We start from the raw sequence: 15,916 nt of genomic DNA on the forward strand, positions 1-15,916 counted from the left end.
ATGGCTATCGATAAGGACGCCGTTCTGCGCGTCACGGACCTGACGGTCGAGTTCGAGGTCGAGAAGGTATGGCGCAAGGCCGTCGACACCGTCTCGTTCACGGTCGGCTCCGGCGAGGTGCTGGCGGTCGTCGGCGAGTCCGGATCGGGCAAGTCGACGACGGCCATGGCCATCCCGGGCCTGCTCGCCGATAATTCGCGAGTGTCGGGCAGCATCATGCTCGGGGAGAAAGAACTGGTCGGGTTGCCCGAGAAGCAGCTCGCACCCATCCGCGGCAAGAACGTCGCGGTGATCTTCCAGGAGCCCATGACGGCGCTCAACCCGGTGTACTCGATCGGATGGCAGATCACCGAGGCCATCCGGGCGCACACCTCGCTGTCGAAGAAGGAAGCAAAAGCCCGAGCGGTCGAGCTTCTCAAGCTCGTCGAGATGCCGGATCCGCAGACTCGGGTGAACTTCTACCCTCACCAGCTCTCCGGTGGTCAGCGTCAGCGCGCCATGATCGCGCAGGCGCTGTCCTCGGATCCGGCGCTGCTCATCGCGGACGAGCCGACCACAGCGTTGGACGTGACGGTGCAGGCCGAGATTCTCGACCTGATGCGCGACCTGCGCAACAGGATCGACGCCTCGATCGTGCTGATCACCCACGACATGGGTGTGGTGGCCGACATGGCCGATCGCATCGCGGTGATGAAGGACGGCGTCATAGTCGAAACCGACGCCGCACCCACCATCTTCAAGAACGCGTCGCATCCGTACACGCAGCAGTTGCTCTCGTCGGTTCCGCACCTGGGCAGCAGCATCGAGGCCGTGGCCGCCGGAGAGATCGCCGAGCCGAGTGCCGTCGAGGAAACTCGCGCACTGAGCATCGTCGACGGTGTCATCGAGTACCCGGGTCGCACCGTGTTCCGGGCCGTCGACGGGGTCAGCCTCGATATCGAGATGGGTGAGGTGGTCGGGCTCGTCGGTGAGTCCGGCTCGGGTAAGTCCACGATCGGCAAGGCGGTGGTGGGGTTGAACAAGCTCACCGGCGGATCGTTGTCGATCGCAGGCGTCGACATCACGAACATGTCCAATCGCGAACTGCGTTCGGTGCGAAGCAAGGTCGGCATCGTGTTCCAGGATCCGGGCTCGTCGCTGAATCCGCGTTGGCCGATCGGACAGTCGATTGCCGAGCCGATGCTGCTGCACACCGAGCACAATGCTGCCGAACGGAATCGAAAGGTCGAGGAACTGCTCGACCGCGTTCACCTGTCGCGGACCATGCGTAATCGTTATCCCCATCAGCTCTCCGGTGGACAGCGTCAGCGCGTCGGTATCGCCCGGGCTCTGGCTCTGGAGCCGACGCTGCTGGTGGCCGACGAGCCGACGTCCGCGCTGGATGTGTCGGTGCAGGCGAAGGTGCTCGACCTGTTCAAGGAACTCCAGCACGAGTACGGGTTCGCATGCCTGTTCATCAGTCACGACCTCGCGGTGGTGGAAGTACTGGCCAAGCGCATCGCGGTGCTGAACAAGGGCAAGTTGGCGGAGTTCGGTACGACGGATCAGATTCTCCGTCGTCCGACCAACGAGTACACCAAGCGGTTGCTCGCGGCTGTCCCGGTGCCCGATCCCGCCGAACAGGCCAAGCGTCGTCAGGCGCGCGCCGAGCTGTTGGCGGCCGGATCGAAGTAGGCGGGAACGCCGAGTAGGGGAGGGGGTACCGTCGTCTGTCGTGACGGACCCCCTCGCCCCGCTGCTGGACCTGCCTGGAGTTCTCGATGCCGCCGAACGGGCGCGCGACGCTCTGGGCGCGGTACACCGACACAAGGCCAATCGGCGTGGTTGGCCGGCCACTGCTGCCGAGGCCGCGGTCCGCGCTGCTCGATCGTCCTCTGCGCTCGAAGGCGGTTCGATGGACTTTCCGCGCGAGGACGAGGACGGTGATCCCGTTCTCGCCGGCGCGCTCCGGGTCGCGGCCGCATTGGACGGTGATGCGCTGCAGAACACCATCTCCACGTGGAAGCGGGCACCGCTGCAAACCCTCGCGCGGCTTCATCTGTTGGCCGCGGCCGATCTCGTCGACGAAAATGCCGCCGCGCTCGGCCGTCCCCGCGCCGAAGCCGGTGTGAGCGAGCGACTGGACCTGCTCGCTCAACTGGTGACGGGCGGGACCTCAGCGCCTGCCCCGGTGCTTGCGGCCGTGGTGCACGGCGAACTGCTGACGCTCCGGGCTTTCGGATCGGCCGACGGCATCGTGGCGCGGGCCGCGTCGAGGTTGGTTGCAGCATCCTCGGGATTCGATCCGCACAACCTCGGGGTACCGGAGGTGAGCTGGATGCGCCGGGCGAATGCGTACCGCGATGGTGCGGCGGGATTCGCCGAGGGCACTGCGACGGGTGTCGGGAGTTGGGTGATCCTGTGCTGCGGGGCGTTCGAAGCGGGTGCGGCAGAAGCACATTCGATTGCCGAAGCAGCGCAATAGCACGTAAAAAGGGCGGCGATACCGACGTGTGTCGGCTTCGCCGCCCTCGAGCACGGAGCGCCTGGTTACCAAGCGTGCATAAGTGGGCTGTGATGGCGTACCACGTGGCCTCGGCGAGAATGCGGCAGTGATGAGGTCATCCCTGCAACCGGTGCAGGGTTCTTGCTGATCGCTGGCGAATTCCGCAGGCCCACAGCGCTTCTGCCATTGGGTGGCAAGCTCCGCGTGGGTACCGGTGTCCGTGCTGGGAATCCGGGTCGGGAGAGCGAATCTTCTCTTCCGATTCGTTCTTGGCCTTCCGTTCTTCCGTACGTCATTTCTACCCCGCGGCGCGCCTCACTTCAAGAGGTACGGGCTCATCTCTTTCTGCGAAGTAGTCCGTAGGTGATCACGCCTGCAGCAAGCGCACTGAAACTTGCTGCGGCACTGACCGCTACGGTCTTGCCGGATGGTGCCTGAATTCGAGAGCGCAGCGACACCGGGTTGGAGAAGGTCAGGATCGGCCAGCCGTTGGCTGCGGCTTCCTTGCGCAGCGCGCGATCGGGGTTGACGGCCGTAGGGTGCCCGACGGCGCGCAGCATCGGCACGTCGGTGATCGAATCCGAATAGGCGTAGCTCGAAGCCAGGTCGTAATCATGTTGTGCGGCCAGGGAGTTCATGGCGTCGACCTTGCCCTCGCCGTAGCAGTAGAACTCGACCTCGCCGATGTACTTGCCGTCCACGGTCACCATCGTGGTAGCCATGCTGTGATCGGCTCCCAGTAACTCCGCGATGGGGTGCACGATCTCGTCGCCGGACGCCGAGACGATCACGACGTCGTGGCCTCGGAGCTTGTGATCGGCAATGAGATCGGCGGCCTCGGCGAACACGAGGGGGTCCACGATGTCGTGCAGAGTTTCGGCAACGACTGCTCGAACCTGCTCGACGTCCCAGCCCGCGGTCATGCTCGCGATGTGCGCTCGCATCCGCTCCATCTGGTCGTGGTCGGCACCGGAGAGCAGAAACAGGAACTGCGCGTAGCTGCTCTTGAGCACCGCGCGTCGATTGATGAGACCTTGGTCGAAGAACGGCTTGCTGAAGGCCAGCGTGCTGGACTTGGCGATGATCGTTTTGTCGAGGTCGAAGAATGCCGCGACGCGCGTTGCGCGTCGGCCGGCCGGGGCATCGTCATTGCTCGCGCTCTGGGTCACATTTGTCACCATAGTGGCCGGTGGTGACTGGTGGATGTCCTGTGGCGGCACTGCCGGACTCGGCCGAACTCGGCCGAGAAACTCCGACGGTTGAACTTGCAAACAAGGACGTCCACGGGTGTAGTATTTTCCATGAGCCCGGTTCATTCCGGGCGGTGTTCAGCCCGACCCCCCGGGGCTGAACCAGACGACCCTCGCCTCCTCCCCCCCTGGCGAGGGTCGTCCTCATTTCTGGAGTCGGTCGAAAAATGGTACTTCGGTACCGTTATTCATCCACAGGCCCGAATCTATCCACATTTCCCCAAGTCGCGCGTTTCTCGAGCAGATTCTCACGCAGGCTTGGCGCATGGAAACGGACTCGCGAGAGCGAAGCGCTCGGCCCGCGGTGACGATCTCGATCGACCTTCGCGGCCTCCGCGACGAGGTCTACCGAATCGCTGCGGCCGCGGATTGTGTTGTGGAAGAGCAGAACTTACTGGTCGGTATCGGCTCGAAGCGTTCGATCTGGGACCGAAACGGAAATATTCTCCTCGATTTCGATGCCGCCGAGACGGCTCTTTCCGCCGGATTTCCGCGACGCGAAGGTGTCGTTCTGGTCACGGCCGAGCCGCCGACGCTCGAGGATTGGCGAACCGCAACGGCCCTCGGGGCCGAGCACGTGATCTCCCTGCCCGCGGACGAGGACACACTCGTGCGGATACTCGGCGCGCCTGCCGCGTCTGTCACCGGCGACGGCGGCATCGTGGCCGTCGTGGGTGCCCGCGGTGGTGCGGGAGCGTCCACGCTCGCCGCCGCACTCGGACTGTGTGCCAGTGGCACGGGCGGGCGCGTCATCCTCGTGGAGGGCGACCGGTACGGTAGCGGGCTCGATCTGTTGCTCGGCTGGGAGAACGTTCCCGGTCTGCGGTGGTCCGGATTGGTCGTCGAAGGTGGCCGAGTGTCCGGCGACGCTCTGCACGGTGCGCTGCCCTCCCGGGGCGGTCTGTCGGTGTTGGCGCTGGGCAGATCTGCTGACCGGGGTGCCGGGCTCACTGCCCCCGCAGTGGCGGCTGTGCTCGACGCAGGGCGTGCGGCAGGAGATCTGGTGGTATGCGACGCACCGCGTCACCCCGACGAGATCTCCGATGCCCTGTACGCCGCAGCCGATCTCGTCGTGCTGATGCTGCCGGCAGAGTTACGCTCGGTCACCTCCGCGGAGGCGGTGGCGGCGCACGTGGCTGACCGAAACGCCAATCTAGGACTGGTGGTTCGCGGGCCCGCACCGGGTGGTCTCCGAGCGGAGGACATCGCTGTTGCGCTCGAACTGCCCCTGCTGGCGTCGATGCGTGCCGAACCAGGATTGGCCGAACGTCTCGAACGCGGTGGACTCGTTCTCGGCCGTCGTTCACCGTTGCGCGCCGCGGCGAACGACGTGCTCGAGACGTTCTCGCAGAAGCCGCGGCACGGAGGGTTGGCAGCATGAGCGCAGTCGTCACTGCAGAATTACTCGACCGCGTCCGCGATCGCCTGGCGTCGGCTGCCGACACTCCGGTTCCTGCGACCGTGGCTGCCGCCATCCGGGCCGAGGCGGGAGGGGTGATCGGCGACACCGATATGCTTGCGGCACTGCGTGTTCTGCAGACCGAACTCACCGGAGCCGGACCGCTCGAGTCGCTGCTGTCCGAGCCCGGAGTGACCGATGTTCTGGTCACCGCGCCGGACCAGGTGTGGATCGACCGCGGCCGCGGGCTCGAACGCACCGGAATTCGGTTCGAGGACGAGGCCGCCGTGCGGAGGCTGGCGCAACGGCTCGCGTTGTCGGCCGGTCGCCGACTGGACGATGCGCAACCCTGGGTCGACGGTCGACTACCCGGCGTCGGACAGGGCGCATTCGGAGTCCGCCTGCATGCGGTGCTGGCACCGGTGGCGAGCGGCGGAACGTGCGTGTCTCTTCGCGTGCTGCGACCGGCAACTCAAGGACTTTCGGCCCTGCGTGCATCAGGAGCGGTCACTGATGGCGGTTACGAACTGTTGCGCCGAATCATGCTCGGGCGCTTGGCTTTCCTGGTGGTCGGCGGTACCGGTGCCGGTAAGACCACACTCCTTGCCGCGCTCTTGGGCGAGGTGGATCCGACCGAGCGGATCGTGTGCGTCGAGGATGCTGCCGAGTTGGCACCGGCTCATCCGCATGTGGTGCGGTTGGTGGCCCGGGCGCCGAATGTCGAAGGGGTCGGCGAGGTATCGGTACGCCAACTGGTGCGTCAGGCACTGCGGATGCGACCCGACCGTCTCGTGGTCGGCGAGGTACGAGGGGCCGAGGTGATCGACCTGATGACGGCACTCAACACCGGTCACGACGGGGGAGCAGGCACGGTCCACGCGAACTCGCCGGCCGAGGTGCCTGCTCGGCTGGAGGCTCTGGCAGCGCTGGGCGGGATGGGCCGAGACGCCCTGCACAGTCAGCTCGCGGCGGCGGTGCAGGTGGTGCTGCACGTTCACCGCCGCTCCGACGGTACGCGTCGGCTGCGCGAGATCGGAGTGGTCGACGTCGATCCGGGCGGGCGAGTGCATATCGCGGCGGCCTGGTCCGTCGATGCCCAGGCCACGCCGGGTGCTCATCGGTTGCGCGAGCTGTTGAACCGCCGCTGCGGTGACAACCGATGACCGCAGCGCTGGTCGTTCTGGCTGCAGCAACAGTGTTGTGGCCCAGTGTTTCACGTGTCTTTCCCGCCCCTGTACGCAGAGTCCGGACCTGGCCGGCATGGCTGATCCCAGCCGGTGCGGCGTCGGTTGCCGCAGTGACGGTCTTGTGGTTCGGCGGCGTGTGGGCCGTCGGGGCCGCAGCGGTGGCGGGCGGCACCGGATGGCACCGGTACAAGCGGCGACTCGAACGCGACCGGCATGTCGCCGAATCGAACTGGCTGGCAACCGGAGTCGAGGTGGTCATCGGTGAGCTGCGTGTCGGAGCGCATCCCGCGACGGCCAGTGCGGTGGCGGCGGACGAGTGCGGCGGAATCGCGTCGGCGGCATTGCGCGGCGCAGCCTCGCGCTCGCGGCTCGGCGGTAGCCCCGCCGACGGGATCGTCGCAGCCGATCCGCTACTGAACGCAGAGCTGCACCGGCTGGCCGCCGCATGGCGGGTTGCCGACGAACACGGCCTGGCGCTTGCCGAGCTGCTCGATGCCGTACGTGCGGACATTCTGGGACGCAGACGGTTTCGCGAACGAACGGAGGCATCGCTGGCGGGGGCCCGCGCGACCGCCCTGGTGCTGGCGGGTTTGCCGATCCTGGGAGTTGCGCTCGGACAATTGATGGGAGCCGAACCGCTCGGCATTCTGCTCGGCGGCGGAATGGGCGGAATTCTGCTGTGTATCGGAACCACACTCGGCTGCGCCGGATTGCTGTGGACCGATGCCATCACCGGCAAGGTGACGACGTGACGTGGGTGACCGTGCTGTGTCTGGCCACGGCCCTGATCGCTGCGCCGACGGTCGGTAACGGGCTGCGTCGGCCCGCGAACGCCGGCGGCGCCGAGACCGACGCCGTCGAGGACGCCCCTCCGGATCCACTGGCGGTGGCCACGACCTTCGATCTACTCGCAGCATGCCTACGATCAGGGCTGCCGATCGCGACCGCCGCCGCAGCAGCAGCTCGATCCGCTCCTGCTTCCTTCGGCATCGCGCTGCGCAAGGCAGCCGATCTGCTCGAACTCGGGGCCGATGCCGAGACCGCATGGGAGTCCGTGGCGCACGATCCGGAAACCGAAGCCCTGGCGCGAATGGCACGCCGATCTGCACGGGCCGGCTCGTCGATGGCGTCGGCGATGACGGAACTCGCTGCGACACAACGAACCCGCGCCGAGGACGCGTCGGCTGCTGCGGCCGAACGTGCCGGTGTGCTGATCAGTGGTCCGTTGGGACTGTGCTTTCTGCCTGCCTTCATCTGTCTCGGCATCATCCCCGTGGTGATCGGACTGGCGGGCAACGTACTGGGCGGCGGTCTGCTGTGACCGACGCGCACTCGAGTGTCCGGTGCGGAGATGCCGCGCCGGAGAACAAGGAGGGGAATCGAGATGATCGAGAACGCACTGCAGGAGTTGAAGACTCGAATCGTGCTACTGGCTGTCGAGGACGATGGCATGTCCACCGCGGAGTATGCGATCGGCACCATCGCGGCTGCCGCGTTCGGGGCCGTGCTGTACACGGTGGTGACCGGCGACAGCATCGTGTCGGCGTTGACGGGAATCATCGATCGAGCGCTGAACACTGCCGTCTGAGTTTGGGTGATGAGGACGGTGCCGTGACGGTGGAGGCGGCGTTCGCGATCGCGTCCATCGTCGCGGTGATCGTGGTGTGTATCGGGGCCATCGTGTCGGTGACGATGCACATCGGGTGTGTCGATGCGGCCAGGGAGGCTGCTCGGTTGGCGGCGAGAGGGGATGTGGCCCGGGCTGTGTCGGTGGGGGAGAGGGTTGCGCCGGACGGTGCGCGGGTCACTCTCACCGAGGATGGAGAGTTCTTTGTCGCGCGGGTGGAGGTGGACAGTCCGCTGCCGGGGTTGACCTTGTCGGCGGAGGCGGTTGCTGCTGCGGAACCGGTTGCAGTGGAATGAAATCAGGCATGGGTGATGACGAGGGCGGGGCGACGGTGTTGGCGGCGCTTGCGATGTCGGCGTTGATTGCGGTCGTCGTGATGGTGATGCACTTCGGGTCGGGGGTGGGTGCTCGTCATCAGGCGCAGTCGGCGGCGGATCTGGCTGCATTGGCGGGTGCGGGGGCGCTCGATCGTGGGGTTGCGGATGCGTGCGAGACGGCGCTGTCAGTAGCGAGCAGGATGTCGACTGAGTTGCGGGAGTGCACGATCGACGAGTGGGACGTGGTCGTGACGGTGGGGCAGTCAGTGTTCCTGGGGCGCTTCGGAATGTCCGACGCCATCGCCTCGGCGCGAGCGGGTCCTGGGTGAGGGTCCGCCCGCCGGCCCGCCCGAATCCGCGCACATGCACGCGCGTTCGCGTCGAACCCCGGCGTCGAAGATATGAGCTGGCGGTGAGACGCACTCCCATTGCGTCTGTTCACCCGGCGGGTGACGGCGCTATCGACGATGCGCCTCAACGCTCTGTCAGATTGACGATCGTGTCGAAGAGCTCATCGGTGATGCGGGTCCCGGTGTTGGTCTGCGAACCACCCGTTACGTGTATGCCGATCGCGTAGTTCTCTCGGTATATTGCTGAGCCGCTTTGGCCACCAAGCGTGTCTATGGTGTGGGTGAACGTGTTGCCGGTTTCTGCTGTGATGTCACCGTTCGCGGACCACATTGTCCCTGCCGGCTTGTCTGCTGGGTATCCGGTGATGGTCTGAGTCGATCCGACCCAGGTCGCATCCTGGGTGTTCTTCAATCCGATCCCGCCGACGGTATTGCCCACGGGCTCGGCGAGTTTGACGACTCCCCGGTCATGTCCGGATCGCTCCGGGAAGAACCGGTCGACCCAAATCTCTCTGGCGGCGGCAGTGCCAAACGGCTCACTGGTTCCATTGCGCGCGGGACTGAAAGTCAGGTTGGAGGCGACTTGTCCGTTTCTCGCAAGGCAGTGTCCGGCTGTGACCACGGTGTCTGGCGAGACGAGCCATCCGGTGCAGTTGTTGGACAGACCGTTGTAGTCAACCGCGCCGAAGCTGCGGTAAGGGAAAGCGTTGGTGTTGTTGATCATTCCGCGTTCGTCGGGTCCGATGACCGATCGTGCGTCCGGTACCTGTCCGAGTGATGGGGAGATCGTTGTCAAGCCGGTATCGCGTGTTATGCCCGCGACGTCGACGGGATTCACGGTATCGGCGATTCCGTTGACGACGCGGTACCCCACCGGTGTGGTCGGATCGATTTCGGGAGCGCCCTGGGCCTGGAGGGGCGACGCGACGTGCCCGCAGATGGAAGTGGCTAGCAGGGATACGGCCAGAACTGCTCGGCGCATTGTCATAGTTCCTATTCGTCGGCACCGTGCTCCCGCCGGTTCACCGGTGGGGAGACATAGTTCATGCGGCGCGGACATATCAGCAGGGCTGGTCCTAGTGGAGGCTTGTCTGTCAAGCTCCTTCGGTGTCCCCGACGATGTTGCGGGCCGGGGACACCGATGAAGTAGCGGTCAGTTCGTGGGTGAGGTATAGCTACCGTCGATGCGACCCTTGATGCGTCGCAACGCTTTCCACCCCCCTGGCGTCACCGCTGTAGAGACTATTGCGCCGATCGCAATGCCCTGCGAAACAGCCGACCAGCTACCCGGATCGTCGCCGAAGACCGGCCATTTGTAGATCAGGCCGAGGACGAGGAGAAAGACTATTGCCCGCATGGAATCACCATCCCATCGCACTCGACACTGCGCCACTTGCGCAGGTCACCGCCAGACCCCAACCCACTCGCCCGGCGAGGAACTTCACGAATGCCAGGTAGCCAACGCGCCTTTCGAGGATCTCGAGGATGGCGTCGTAACCGATCACGCCGCCGACGCACCCGACGACGGCCTGCGTGGCGTTCTGCAGGAAACTGTCCTCGTAGAGCTGGATGTCACCGCGGTACTGGGGTGTCGAGTCGACGAACGCCAACTCTTGGCCTGCGCGGTCGAAGGCGAGAAGCTTGTTGTCTGCACTCAAACCCAGCTTGTCGGTTTCGGCAGGCAATGTCTGTGATCCTTCGCGGGCAAGAATGGAGTTGACCTGCGAAATCGTCGCCGCATCCACGGTTTCTACGGTCGATGCGCCGGTCTGAGATGCTACGTCGCCGTCGGTGGTGGCCGGTTGAGCGACGGCTACGCCACCCCCGATGACGGCGGTGGACATCGTTACAGCGGTGATGATTCCTGCGACGGCTTTGATGCTGCGCATTACTCTCCTCCAGGATGGTCGAGTCTCTGAATCCGATAGTCAGTCGATTTCGCGCGTCATGGCCGTAACGTTGTACGCCGATGACGTGGACGTGCGCCGCGTTCGTCTCAGCATGGTGAGACACGGCCTTCAACCTCGCGGTTGGCGGAGGAGGCTCCCGACGTGTACAGGGATGAATCCTCAAACACACCGTGGTGTGCTGGGTGGAAAGTTACCAGAGTCAACGATCGCGCGCAGAGTGAAGCGTGAACTGCTCTTTGCCAGAGCTTTACGGCACCGTCGGTACGACCAGTAGAGCTGCCCGTGCCGTCTCGAGTTCTACGAGTGAGATCGTCAACCCGATGGGTTCGTAGTCGCCGTCGATCGTCAGGAACCGAACCGTGAGGTCGATCGCTTGTTTCGCTGCCGGCATGTCGTCGGGTGCTGGAGCGGCGCATCGGCTGTGTTGTCTGCCATCCACGCTGTGCGCCGCGCGGGCGTCAGCCGGCCAGCCCGCCCACTCCACCCGCCCACTGACCCGCCCGCCCACCCACCCACTCACCCGAATCTGCAAACGCGCGCGCATCCGTCAGGTGCGCGTGGAATTGCTCCGCTCTGCTGGCGAATCCGCGCGCGTTCAGCGAACGCGCGCGCGTTTGCGCCGAAACCGGCCCCGAAACCGGTGCCGAAACCGGTGCCGAAACCGGCCCCGAACCCCGGTCCGTCGGGAACGGTCAGCGTGGCGTGAACGTGCGGGCCCCGGACTGCAGAGGGGCGAATCGAGTGAGCTGGGTGACGTGTTCCGGGGTGAGCTCCGCGAGTGAATTGACCTGCAGCAGTTGCATGGTGCGGACAATTTCCTCACGCAGGATGTCGATCATGCGGTCGACGCCGGCGCGGCCTCCGGCCATCAGGCCGTACAGGTACGCCCGGCCGACGAGCGTGAACGATGCACCCATTGCGATGGAGGCGACGATATCGGCACCGTGCATGATGCCGGTGTCGACGGCTACCTCGAACTCGGAGCCGACTTCGCGGACGACCTGAGGAAGCAGATGGAATGGAATGGGTGCCCGATCCAGTTGTCGGCCTCCATGATTGGACAGGATGATCCCGTCGACTCCCAGTTCGGCGAGACGGGCCGAATCGGCCACCGACTGAACACCTTTGACGACCAGCTTGCCGGGCCAGATCTCGCGGATGACGTCGAGATCCTCGAACGAGATGGACGGATCCATCGCTGAATTGAGTAGCTCTCCGACCGTGCCGCCGGTGGAGGAGAGCGATGCGAACTCGAGCTTCGCGGTGGTGAGGAAGTCCCACCACCACCACGGACGCGGAATGGCGTTGGCGATCGTCGACGCGGTCAACTGCGGCGGGATGGAGAATCCGTTGCGCTTGTCGCGCAGGCGTGCCCCGGCTACCGGCGTGTCGACGGTGAACAGGAGGGTGTCGAAGCCTGCCTTGGCAGCGCGTTCGACCAGCCCGAACGAGATGTCGCGGTCTCGCATGACGTAGAGCTGGAACCAGTTTCGTCCGGTCGGATTGGTGGCCTTGACGTCCTCGATCGACGTGGTGCCCAGAGTCGAGAGGCAGAACGGGATACCGGCAGCTCCGGCCGCGGCGGAACCGGCGTACTCACCTTCGGTCTGCATCAGACGAGTGAAGCCCGTCGGTGCGATGCCGAACGGGAGCGCCGACGGCCCGCCGAACACCGTCGTCGACGTGTCGACGTGGGAGACGTCCCGCAGGATCGAGGGGTGGAACTCGACGTCACGGAAGGCCTGGCGAGCTCTCGACAGTGAGATCTCGGCGTCGGCGGCACCGTCGGTGTAGTCGAATGCCGCGCGCGGGGTACGACGACGGGCGATGGTGCGGAGATCGTCGATGGTGAGTGCGGCGTCGAGGCGTCGGCGACGCAGGTTCAGATCTGGTTTCTTGAACGAGAGGACCTCGCGCAGGTCGGTAGCTTTGGGTATCTGCCGGGTGATGGGCATGTGATGTTCTCGATTCTGTGCAGTGTTGCGGTCGGTGGCGACGACGGGTCAGGGGAGCATCCAGGCCAGTACCGAACTCTGGAGCCCGACCAGGAGGCAGATGGCAAGCAGTAGGCCGAGGCTCCACCAGATGACTTTTCGGAATATCTCGGACTCCCGCCCGACCAACCCCACCGCGGTCGCGGCAATGGCGAGATTCTGTGGGCTGATCATCTTTCCCACCACACCACCCGAGGTGTTTGCGGCGACCAGCAGGGTGGGGTCGATACCGGCGTTGATCGCCGCTGTTTGCTGCAGCGTTGCGAACAGGGCGTTCGCGCTGGTGTCCGAACCGGTGACCGCGGTTCCCAGCCACCCGAGAATCGGGGAGAGGTAGGCGAAGAATGCGCCTGTGCCGGCAATCCAGGTCCCGATGGTGATGGTCTGCCCCGACTGGTTCATCACGTAGGCGAGCGCCAGCACCGCGCCGACTGTGAGTGCCGAGAATCGGAGTTTGATCAGGGTGCTTGCGAACAGCCGGGCGGCGTCGGGAGCGCTGACGCGGTAGACGGCGGCCACGATGACACCGCAGATCAGAAGCAGTGTTCCCGGCGTCGACAGCCAGGTGAACTTGTAGATGGTGGTGGTGGCGGGGGAGCCGGCGGCGGTGAGGATGTTGCCGTCGAGACCGGGCCACGGCACGGCGATGTCGGTCGAGGCGAGGAATCCGGTGACCGGTGCCCACAGCTTGGCCACGGAGAACACCGCGATGACGAGCAGGTAGGGGAACAGTGCAAGCAGTACCCGTTGCGTCGTCAGGGGCGCGGCCTCGGCGGTGCGGGTGGAGACCGGTGCCGGGGTGATGGGGGCAGTGCCGGAACTCCCCGAATCGAGGTCTGCGTCTCGGGCGAGGAGGATGCGTTCGCGGGCCGCATCGGATCCGGTCGGCTTCCAGAACCGCAGAACGACGACGGCTGCGGCGATGCCCGCCAGCGAGGCGATGATGTCGGTCAGCTCGACCGAGATCCAGGTTGCGCTGACCCATTGCGCGACGGCGAAGACGACGCCGACGGCCAGGGCAACCGGCCACGTCTGGGCGACGCCGCGTCGACCGTCGGTCAAGAACACGATGAACAGTGGAACGAACAGCGCGATGAACGGGGTCTGGTGGCCCACGTACGCGCCGATCTCGTGGTAGTCGATGCCCGTCAGGTTCCCGGCGGTGAGGATCGGAATTCCGATGGCACCGAACGCAACCGGCGCGGTGTTGGCGAGCAGGACGACGACGGCTGCGCGCATCGGAGCGAAACCGATGGCCAGGAGCATGACACCGGTGATGGCGACGGGAGCCCCGAATCCGGCGAGCGCTTCGAGTAGCCCGCCGAAGCCGAACGCGATGATGACGGCCTGGATGCGCGGATCGTCGGAGATGGAATCGATGATGCGGCGAAGGTCGTCGAATCGTCCGCTCGTCACCGTCAACTCGTACAACCAGATGGCACAGATCACGATCCACACGATCGGGAACAACCCGAAGGCGAAGCCTTGGGTGGCCGAGAGCCCGGCCAGGGTCATCGGCATGTCGTACGCCAGAACTGCCACCGCCAGCGCGACGACGAGCCCGGCCAGACCGGCGAAGTGCGCTTTCCATCTGAGCAGGCCCAGCGTGACGAAGACCGTCAACAGTGGCAGGCACGCCACCGCCGCGGACAATCCGATGCTGCCCGCGAGCGGTTCGAGATCGGGTGTGAACACAGCTACTCCATTCCAAGACCTTTAGGGTTTGTGAGGTCTGACCACAGAGAGGATGTTATGGATCACACTCAATGGGGTCAAGAGGCTGAAGTCGCAGATCGACGTCTGGTTGGATGATCGATATGGCTGACGACGCTGGACGGGTGCAGAACGAACCGCTTTCGTGGAAGCCGGTCCGACGCGCTCGCGCGCACGAGCTGGTCATCGACGCCATCGAGGAGCGCATCATGGCCGGTGATCTCCGCGTCGGGGATCCGCTGCCGCCCGAGCGGGAGTTCGCAGCTCAGCTCGATGTCAGCCGGGCAGGCGTCCGGGAAGCGGTACGCGTGCTCGAGAGCAGCGGAATCCTCAGGTCGTCACCGGGTTCGGGTCCGGGAGCAGGCACCTTCGTTGCGGCTCTGCCGCGCCCCGCGCTCACCCGTCTGCTTCGACTGCACGTGGCGCTGGCCAACTTTCGGATCGACGACTTGGTCAGCACGCGAGTGGCGCTCGAGCGGGCCAGCGTTCACCTCGCCGCGATTGCCCCCGATCAGGACAAGCTTGCCCAGGCCAGAGATGCCGTCGAGATCATGGAAGCGCAGGGTGTCACCCGCGAGGTCTTCAACGACGCCGACACGAACTTTCACATCGCCCTGGCCGAGGCCTCGGGCAACGACTTCGTTGCCTCGCTCACCGCCGCGATCCGCGAATCGATGCGTGCGCCCATCCTCGCCGCGCTGTTGGAGATCGAGGATTGGGAATCGTTGGCCGAGACCTTGAAAGCCGAACATCGGCAGATTCTGGCCGCCGTCGAAGCAGGCGATGCCGATCTCGCAATGACGTCGGCCGAAGAACACATCCGGTCGTCCGCTGCGGCCCTGTCCATTCAGGACCGGACGGAACCGTCCTGACGCACCGGGTGTGAAAAATCGGCCCTAGCTGCGCATCAGATTGTGCAGCGCGGCTGCTATCGCGGGTTCGGTGTGTCCACCCGTCCGGGCAACGAAGGTCGTTCTGGTGATGATGACGTCGATGCCCGCTGGGTCGGTGACGGTATTGCTGGTGACCATCACATCGGTCCCCGACGATCGGCGAAACGATTCGAGACACAGGTCGGAGCTGAGTCGGTCGCCGACCTGCAACGGTCGTCTGAGCAGGATCTGTTGGTCGGTGTGCAGCACGTCGCTCACGGCGTACCCGATCAGAAGATGCTCGAACAATTCCGGCAACAGACGAGTGCCGATGACGCTGACGAACGTCACCGGAGCGATCAACGTGTCGTAGCCGAGCTCGGCCGCCGCGGCCTCGAAGCGATGAGCGGGGTGCTCGTCGTGAACCGATCGAGCGAACTCGCGAATCTGTTCGCGACCGATCTCGTATTCCTGCGGCGGGAAATAGTGGCATCCCACCTTTTCCGCGATCGCCGGAGTCAGCTCCGCTGCGTGATCGATCACGGTCATGGTGGACCTCCGCCTGTTCCGAGGTGTTGTCGAGTCCTCACGATTGGACCAGCGTCAGAACTGATGAGCCGTCAGAACAGCACCCGTTTTGGAGGAGTCATAGCCGAGTGGGCCCGTGGCTGGAGATTGGCCAGGACCCTCGTATTCACCGGCGGGTTCACCGATGGCAGATGCGCGCGCGTTTGTCAGGTGCGCGCGGATTCTTTCCGAAACCGGAGCGAGTTCGCGCGCGTTCGGCGAATGCGCGCGCGTTTGCGGCGACG

18 protein-coding genes are annotated in these 15,916 nt (G+C 65.2%); 10 read left to right on the forward strand and 8 right to left on the reverse strand.

Translation table 11 applies throughout. The features are described from left to right. Nucleotides 1-1,674, forward strand: a complete 1,674-nt coding sequence (locus ACOQFP_RS10630) for an ABC transporter ATP-binding protein (RefSeq protein WP_421584291.1) — start codon at nt 1-3, stop codon at nt 1,672-1,674. Nucleotides 1,675-1,714: 40 nt separating this feature from the next. After that, entirely contained in the window at nt 1,715-2,464 is a 750-nt protein-coding gene (locus ACOQFP_RS10635; RefSeq protein ID WP_421584292.1) for an oxidoreductase, read from the forward strand. 356 nt (nt 2,465-2,820) lie between these two features. On the opposite strand, the gene ACOQFP_RS10640 is transcribed toward ACOQFP_RS10635, so the two are convergent. After that, nucleotides 2,821-3,666, reverse strand: coding sequence for an HAD family hydrolase (locus ACOQFP_RS10640; RefSeq protein WP_241257120.1), 846 nt, complete (start codon nt 3,664-3,666; stop codon nt 2,821-2,823). Between the two features lie 334 nt (nt 3,667-4,000). On the opposite strand from ACOQFP_RS10640, the gene ssd reads away from it, so the two are divergent. The 7 genes from ssd (at nt 4,001) to ACOQFP_RS10675 (ending at nt 8,594) form a co-directional block, all read left to right on the forward strand. After that, complete coding sequence (gene ssd, locus ACOQFP_RS10645; RefSeq protein ID WP_421584293.1) at nt 4,001-5,116, forward strand: septum site-determining protein Ssd; 1,116 nt, start codon at nt 4,001-4,003, stop codon at nt 5,114-5,116. Next, nucleotides 5,113-6,297, forward strand: a complete 1,185-nt coding sequence (locus ACOQFP_RS10650; RefSeq protein ID WP_421584294.1) for a TadA family conjugal transfer-associated ATPase — start codon at nt 5,113-5,115, stop codon at nt 6,295-6,297. The genes ssd and ACOQFP_RS10650 overlap by 4 nt, the downstream gene beginning before the upstream one ends. Beyond that, entirely contained in the window at nt 6,294-7,073 is a 780-nt protein-coding gene (locus tag ACOQFP_RS10655) for a type II secretion system F family protein (RefSeq protein WP_421584295.1), read from the forward strand. The genes ACOQFP_RS10650 and ACOQFP_RS10655 overlap by 4 nt, the downstream gene beginning before the upstream one ends. Next, complete coding sequence (locus ACOQFP_RS10660; protein WP_341245525.1) at nt 7,070-7,642, forward strand: type II secretion system F family protein; 573 nt, start codon at nt 7,070-7,072, stop codon at nt 7,640-7,642. Before ACOQFP_RS10655 ends, ACOQFP_RS10660 begins: the two co-directional genes overlap by 4 nt. 63 nt (nt 7,643-7,705) lie before the next feature. Next, nucleotides 7,706-7,909 (forward strand): DUF4244 domain-containing protein, encoded by a 204-nt coding sequence (locus tag ACOQFP_RS10665; RefSeq protein ID WP_421584296.1) that lies wholly within the window; start codon nt 7,706-7,708, stop codon nt 7,907-7,909. A 2-nt stretch (nt 7,910-7,911) separates the two neighbouring features. After that, nucleotides 7,912-8,244 carry a TadE family type IV pilus minor pilin gene (locus tag ACOQFP_RS10670; RefSeq protein ID WP_421584297.1) on the forward strand — a complete coding sequence of 111 codons (333 nt, stop codon included), beginning with the start codon at nt 7,912-7,914 and terminating at the stop codon, nt 8,242-8,244. Nucleotides 8,245-8,252: 8 nt separating this feature from the next. Then, nucleotides 8,253-8,594, forward strand: a complete 342-nt coding sequence (locus ACOQFP_RS10675; RefSeq protein ID WP_421584298.1) for an Rv3654c family TadE-like protein — start codon at nt 8,253-8,255, stop codon at nt 8,592-8,594. Nucleotides 8,595-8,739: 145 nt separating this feature from the next. Here the strand turns inward: ACOQFP_RS10675 and ACOQFP_RS10680 are convergent, their stop codons facing one another. From ACOQFP_RS10680 to ACOQFP_RS10705, 6 genes are all read right to left on the reverse strand, one after another. After that, nucleotides 8,740-9,339: a trypsin-like serine peptidase gene (locus tag ACOQFP_RS10680; RefSeq protein ID WP_421584299.1), complete on the reverse strand. Its 600-nt coding sequence runs from the start codon at nt 9,337-9,339 to the stop codon at nt 8,740-8,742. Between the two features lie 429 nt (nt 9,340-9,768). After that, nucleotides 9,769-9,972: a hypothetical protein gene (locus tag ACOQFP_RS10685; RefSeq protein ID WP_421584300.1), complete on the reverse strand. Its 204-nt coding sequence runs from the start codon at nt 9,970-9,972 to the stop codon at nt 9,769-9,771. Nucleotides 9,973-9,976: 4 nt separating this feature from the next. Continuing rightward, nucleotides 9,977-10,504 carry a hypothetical protein gene (locus ACOQFP_RS10690; RefSeq protein WP_421584301.1) on the reverse strand — a complete coding sequence of 176 codons (528 nt, stop codon included), beginning with the start codon at nt 10,502-10,504 and terminating at the stop codon, nt 9,977-9,979. 268 nt (nt 10,505-10,772) lie between these two features. Then, nucleotides 10,773-10,916: a hypothetical protein gene (locus tag ACOQFP_RS10695; RefSeq protein WP_421584302.1), complete on the reverse strand. Its 144-nt coding sequence runs from the start codon at nt 10,914-10,916 to the stop codon at nt 10,773-10,775. A gap of 301 nt (nt 10,917-11,217) precedes the next feature. After that, nucleotides 11,218-12,480 (reverse strand): alpha-hydroxy acid oxidase, encoded by a 1,263-nt coding sequence (locus tag ACOQFP_RS10700; RefSeq protein WP_421584303.1) that lies wholly within the window; start codon nt 12,478-12,480, stop codon nt 11,218-11,220. Between the two features lie 48 nt (nt 12,481-12,528). Beyond that, the gene (locus ACOQFP_RS10705; RefSeq protein WP_341244965.1) at nt 12,529-14,214 is read right to left on the reverse strand and encodes an L-lactate permease; all 1,686 of its coding nucleotides are present in this window, start codon (nt 14,212-14,214) and stop codon (nt 12,529-12,531) included. A gap of 122 nt (nt 14,215-14,336) precedes the next feature. Here ACOQFP_RS10705 and ACOQFP_RS10710 point away from each other — a divergent pair, with 122 nt between their 5' ends. Next, on the forward strand, nt 14,337-15,104 hold the full coding sequence (locus tag ACOQFP_RS10710) for a FadR/GntR family transcriptional regulator (RefSeq protein WP_206490852.1): 768 nt from the start codon (nt 14,337-14,339) through the stop codon (nt 15,102-15,104). A gap of 24 nt (nt 15,105-15,128) precedes the next feature. On the opposite strand, the gene ACOQFP_RS10715 is transcribed toward ACOQFP_RS10710, so the two are convergent. Beyond that, a complete protein-coding gene (locus ACOQFP_RS10715; protein ID WP_421584304.1) occupies nt 15,129-15,653 on the reverse strand; it encodes an FAS1-like dehydratase domain-containing protein in 525 nt (174 codons plus the stop codon). Between the last annotated feature and the right edge of the window lie 263 nt (nt 15,654-15,916).

Source organism: Rhodococcus sp. MALMAid1271, from assembly GCF_049195265.1.
Lineage (GTDB): Bacteria > Actinomycetota > Actinomycetes > Mycobacteriales > Mycobacteriaceae > Rhodococcoides.

Coding starts and splice junctions, on each gene's coding strand:
- ACOQFP_RS10690 (WP_421584301.1), bottom strand. CDS start 10,504: ATGCGCAGCATCAAAGCCGTCGCAGGAATCATCACCGCTGTAACGATG.
- ACOQFP_RS10695 (WP_421584302.1), bottom strand. CDS start 10,916: ATGCCGGCAGCGAAACAAGCGATCGACCTCACGGTTCGGTTCCTGACG.
- ACOQFP_RS10680 (WP_421584299.1), bottom strand. CDS start 9,339: ATGATCAACAACACCAACGCTTTCCCTTACCGCAGCTTCGGCGCGGTT.
- ssd (WP_421584293.1), top strand. CDS start 4,001: ATGGAAACGGACTCGCGAGAGCGAAGCGCTCGGCCCGCGGTGACGATC.
- ACOQFP_RS10640 (WP_241257120.1), bottom strand. CDS start 3,666: ATGGTGACAAATGTGACCCAGAGCGCGAGCAATGACGATGCCCCGGCC.
- ACOQFP_RS10685 (WP_421584300.1), bottom strand. CDS start 9,972: ATGCGGGCAATAGTCTTTCTCCTCGTCCTCGGCCTGATCTACAAATGG.
- ACOQFP_RS10655 (WP_421584295.1), top strand. CDS start 6,294: ATGACCGCAGCGCTGGTCGTTCTGGCTGCAGCAACAGTGTTGTGGCCC.
- ACOQFP_RS10710 (WP_206490852.1), top strand. CDS start 14,337: ATGGCTGACGACGCTGGACGGGTGCAGAACGAACCGCTTTCGTGGAAG.
- ACOQFP_RS10715 (WP_421584304.1), bottom strand. CDS start 15,653: ATGACCGTGATCGATCACGCAGCGGAGCTGACTCCGGCGATCGCGGAA.
- ACOQFP_RS10630 (WP_421584291.1), top strand. CDS start 1: ATGGCTATCGATAAGGACGCCGTTCTGCGCGTCACGGACCTGACGGTC.
- ACOQFP_RS10650 (WP_421584294.1), top strand. CDS start 5,113: ATGAGCGCAGTCGTCACTGCAGAATTACTCGACCGCGTCCGCGATCGC.
- ACOQFP_RS10675 (WP_421584298.1), top strand. CDS start 8,253: ATGGGTGATGACGAGGGCGGGGCGACGGTGTTGGCGGCGCTTGCGATG.
- ACOQFP_RS10700 (WP_421584303.1), bottom strand. CDS start 12,480: ATGCCCATCACCCGGCAGATACCCAAAGCTACCGACCTGCGCGAGGTC.
- ACOQFP_RS10665 (WP_421584296.1), top strand. CDS start 7,706: ATGATCGAGAACGCACTGCAGGAGTTGAAGACTCGAATCGTGCTACTG.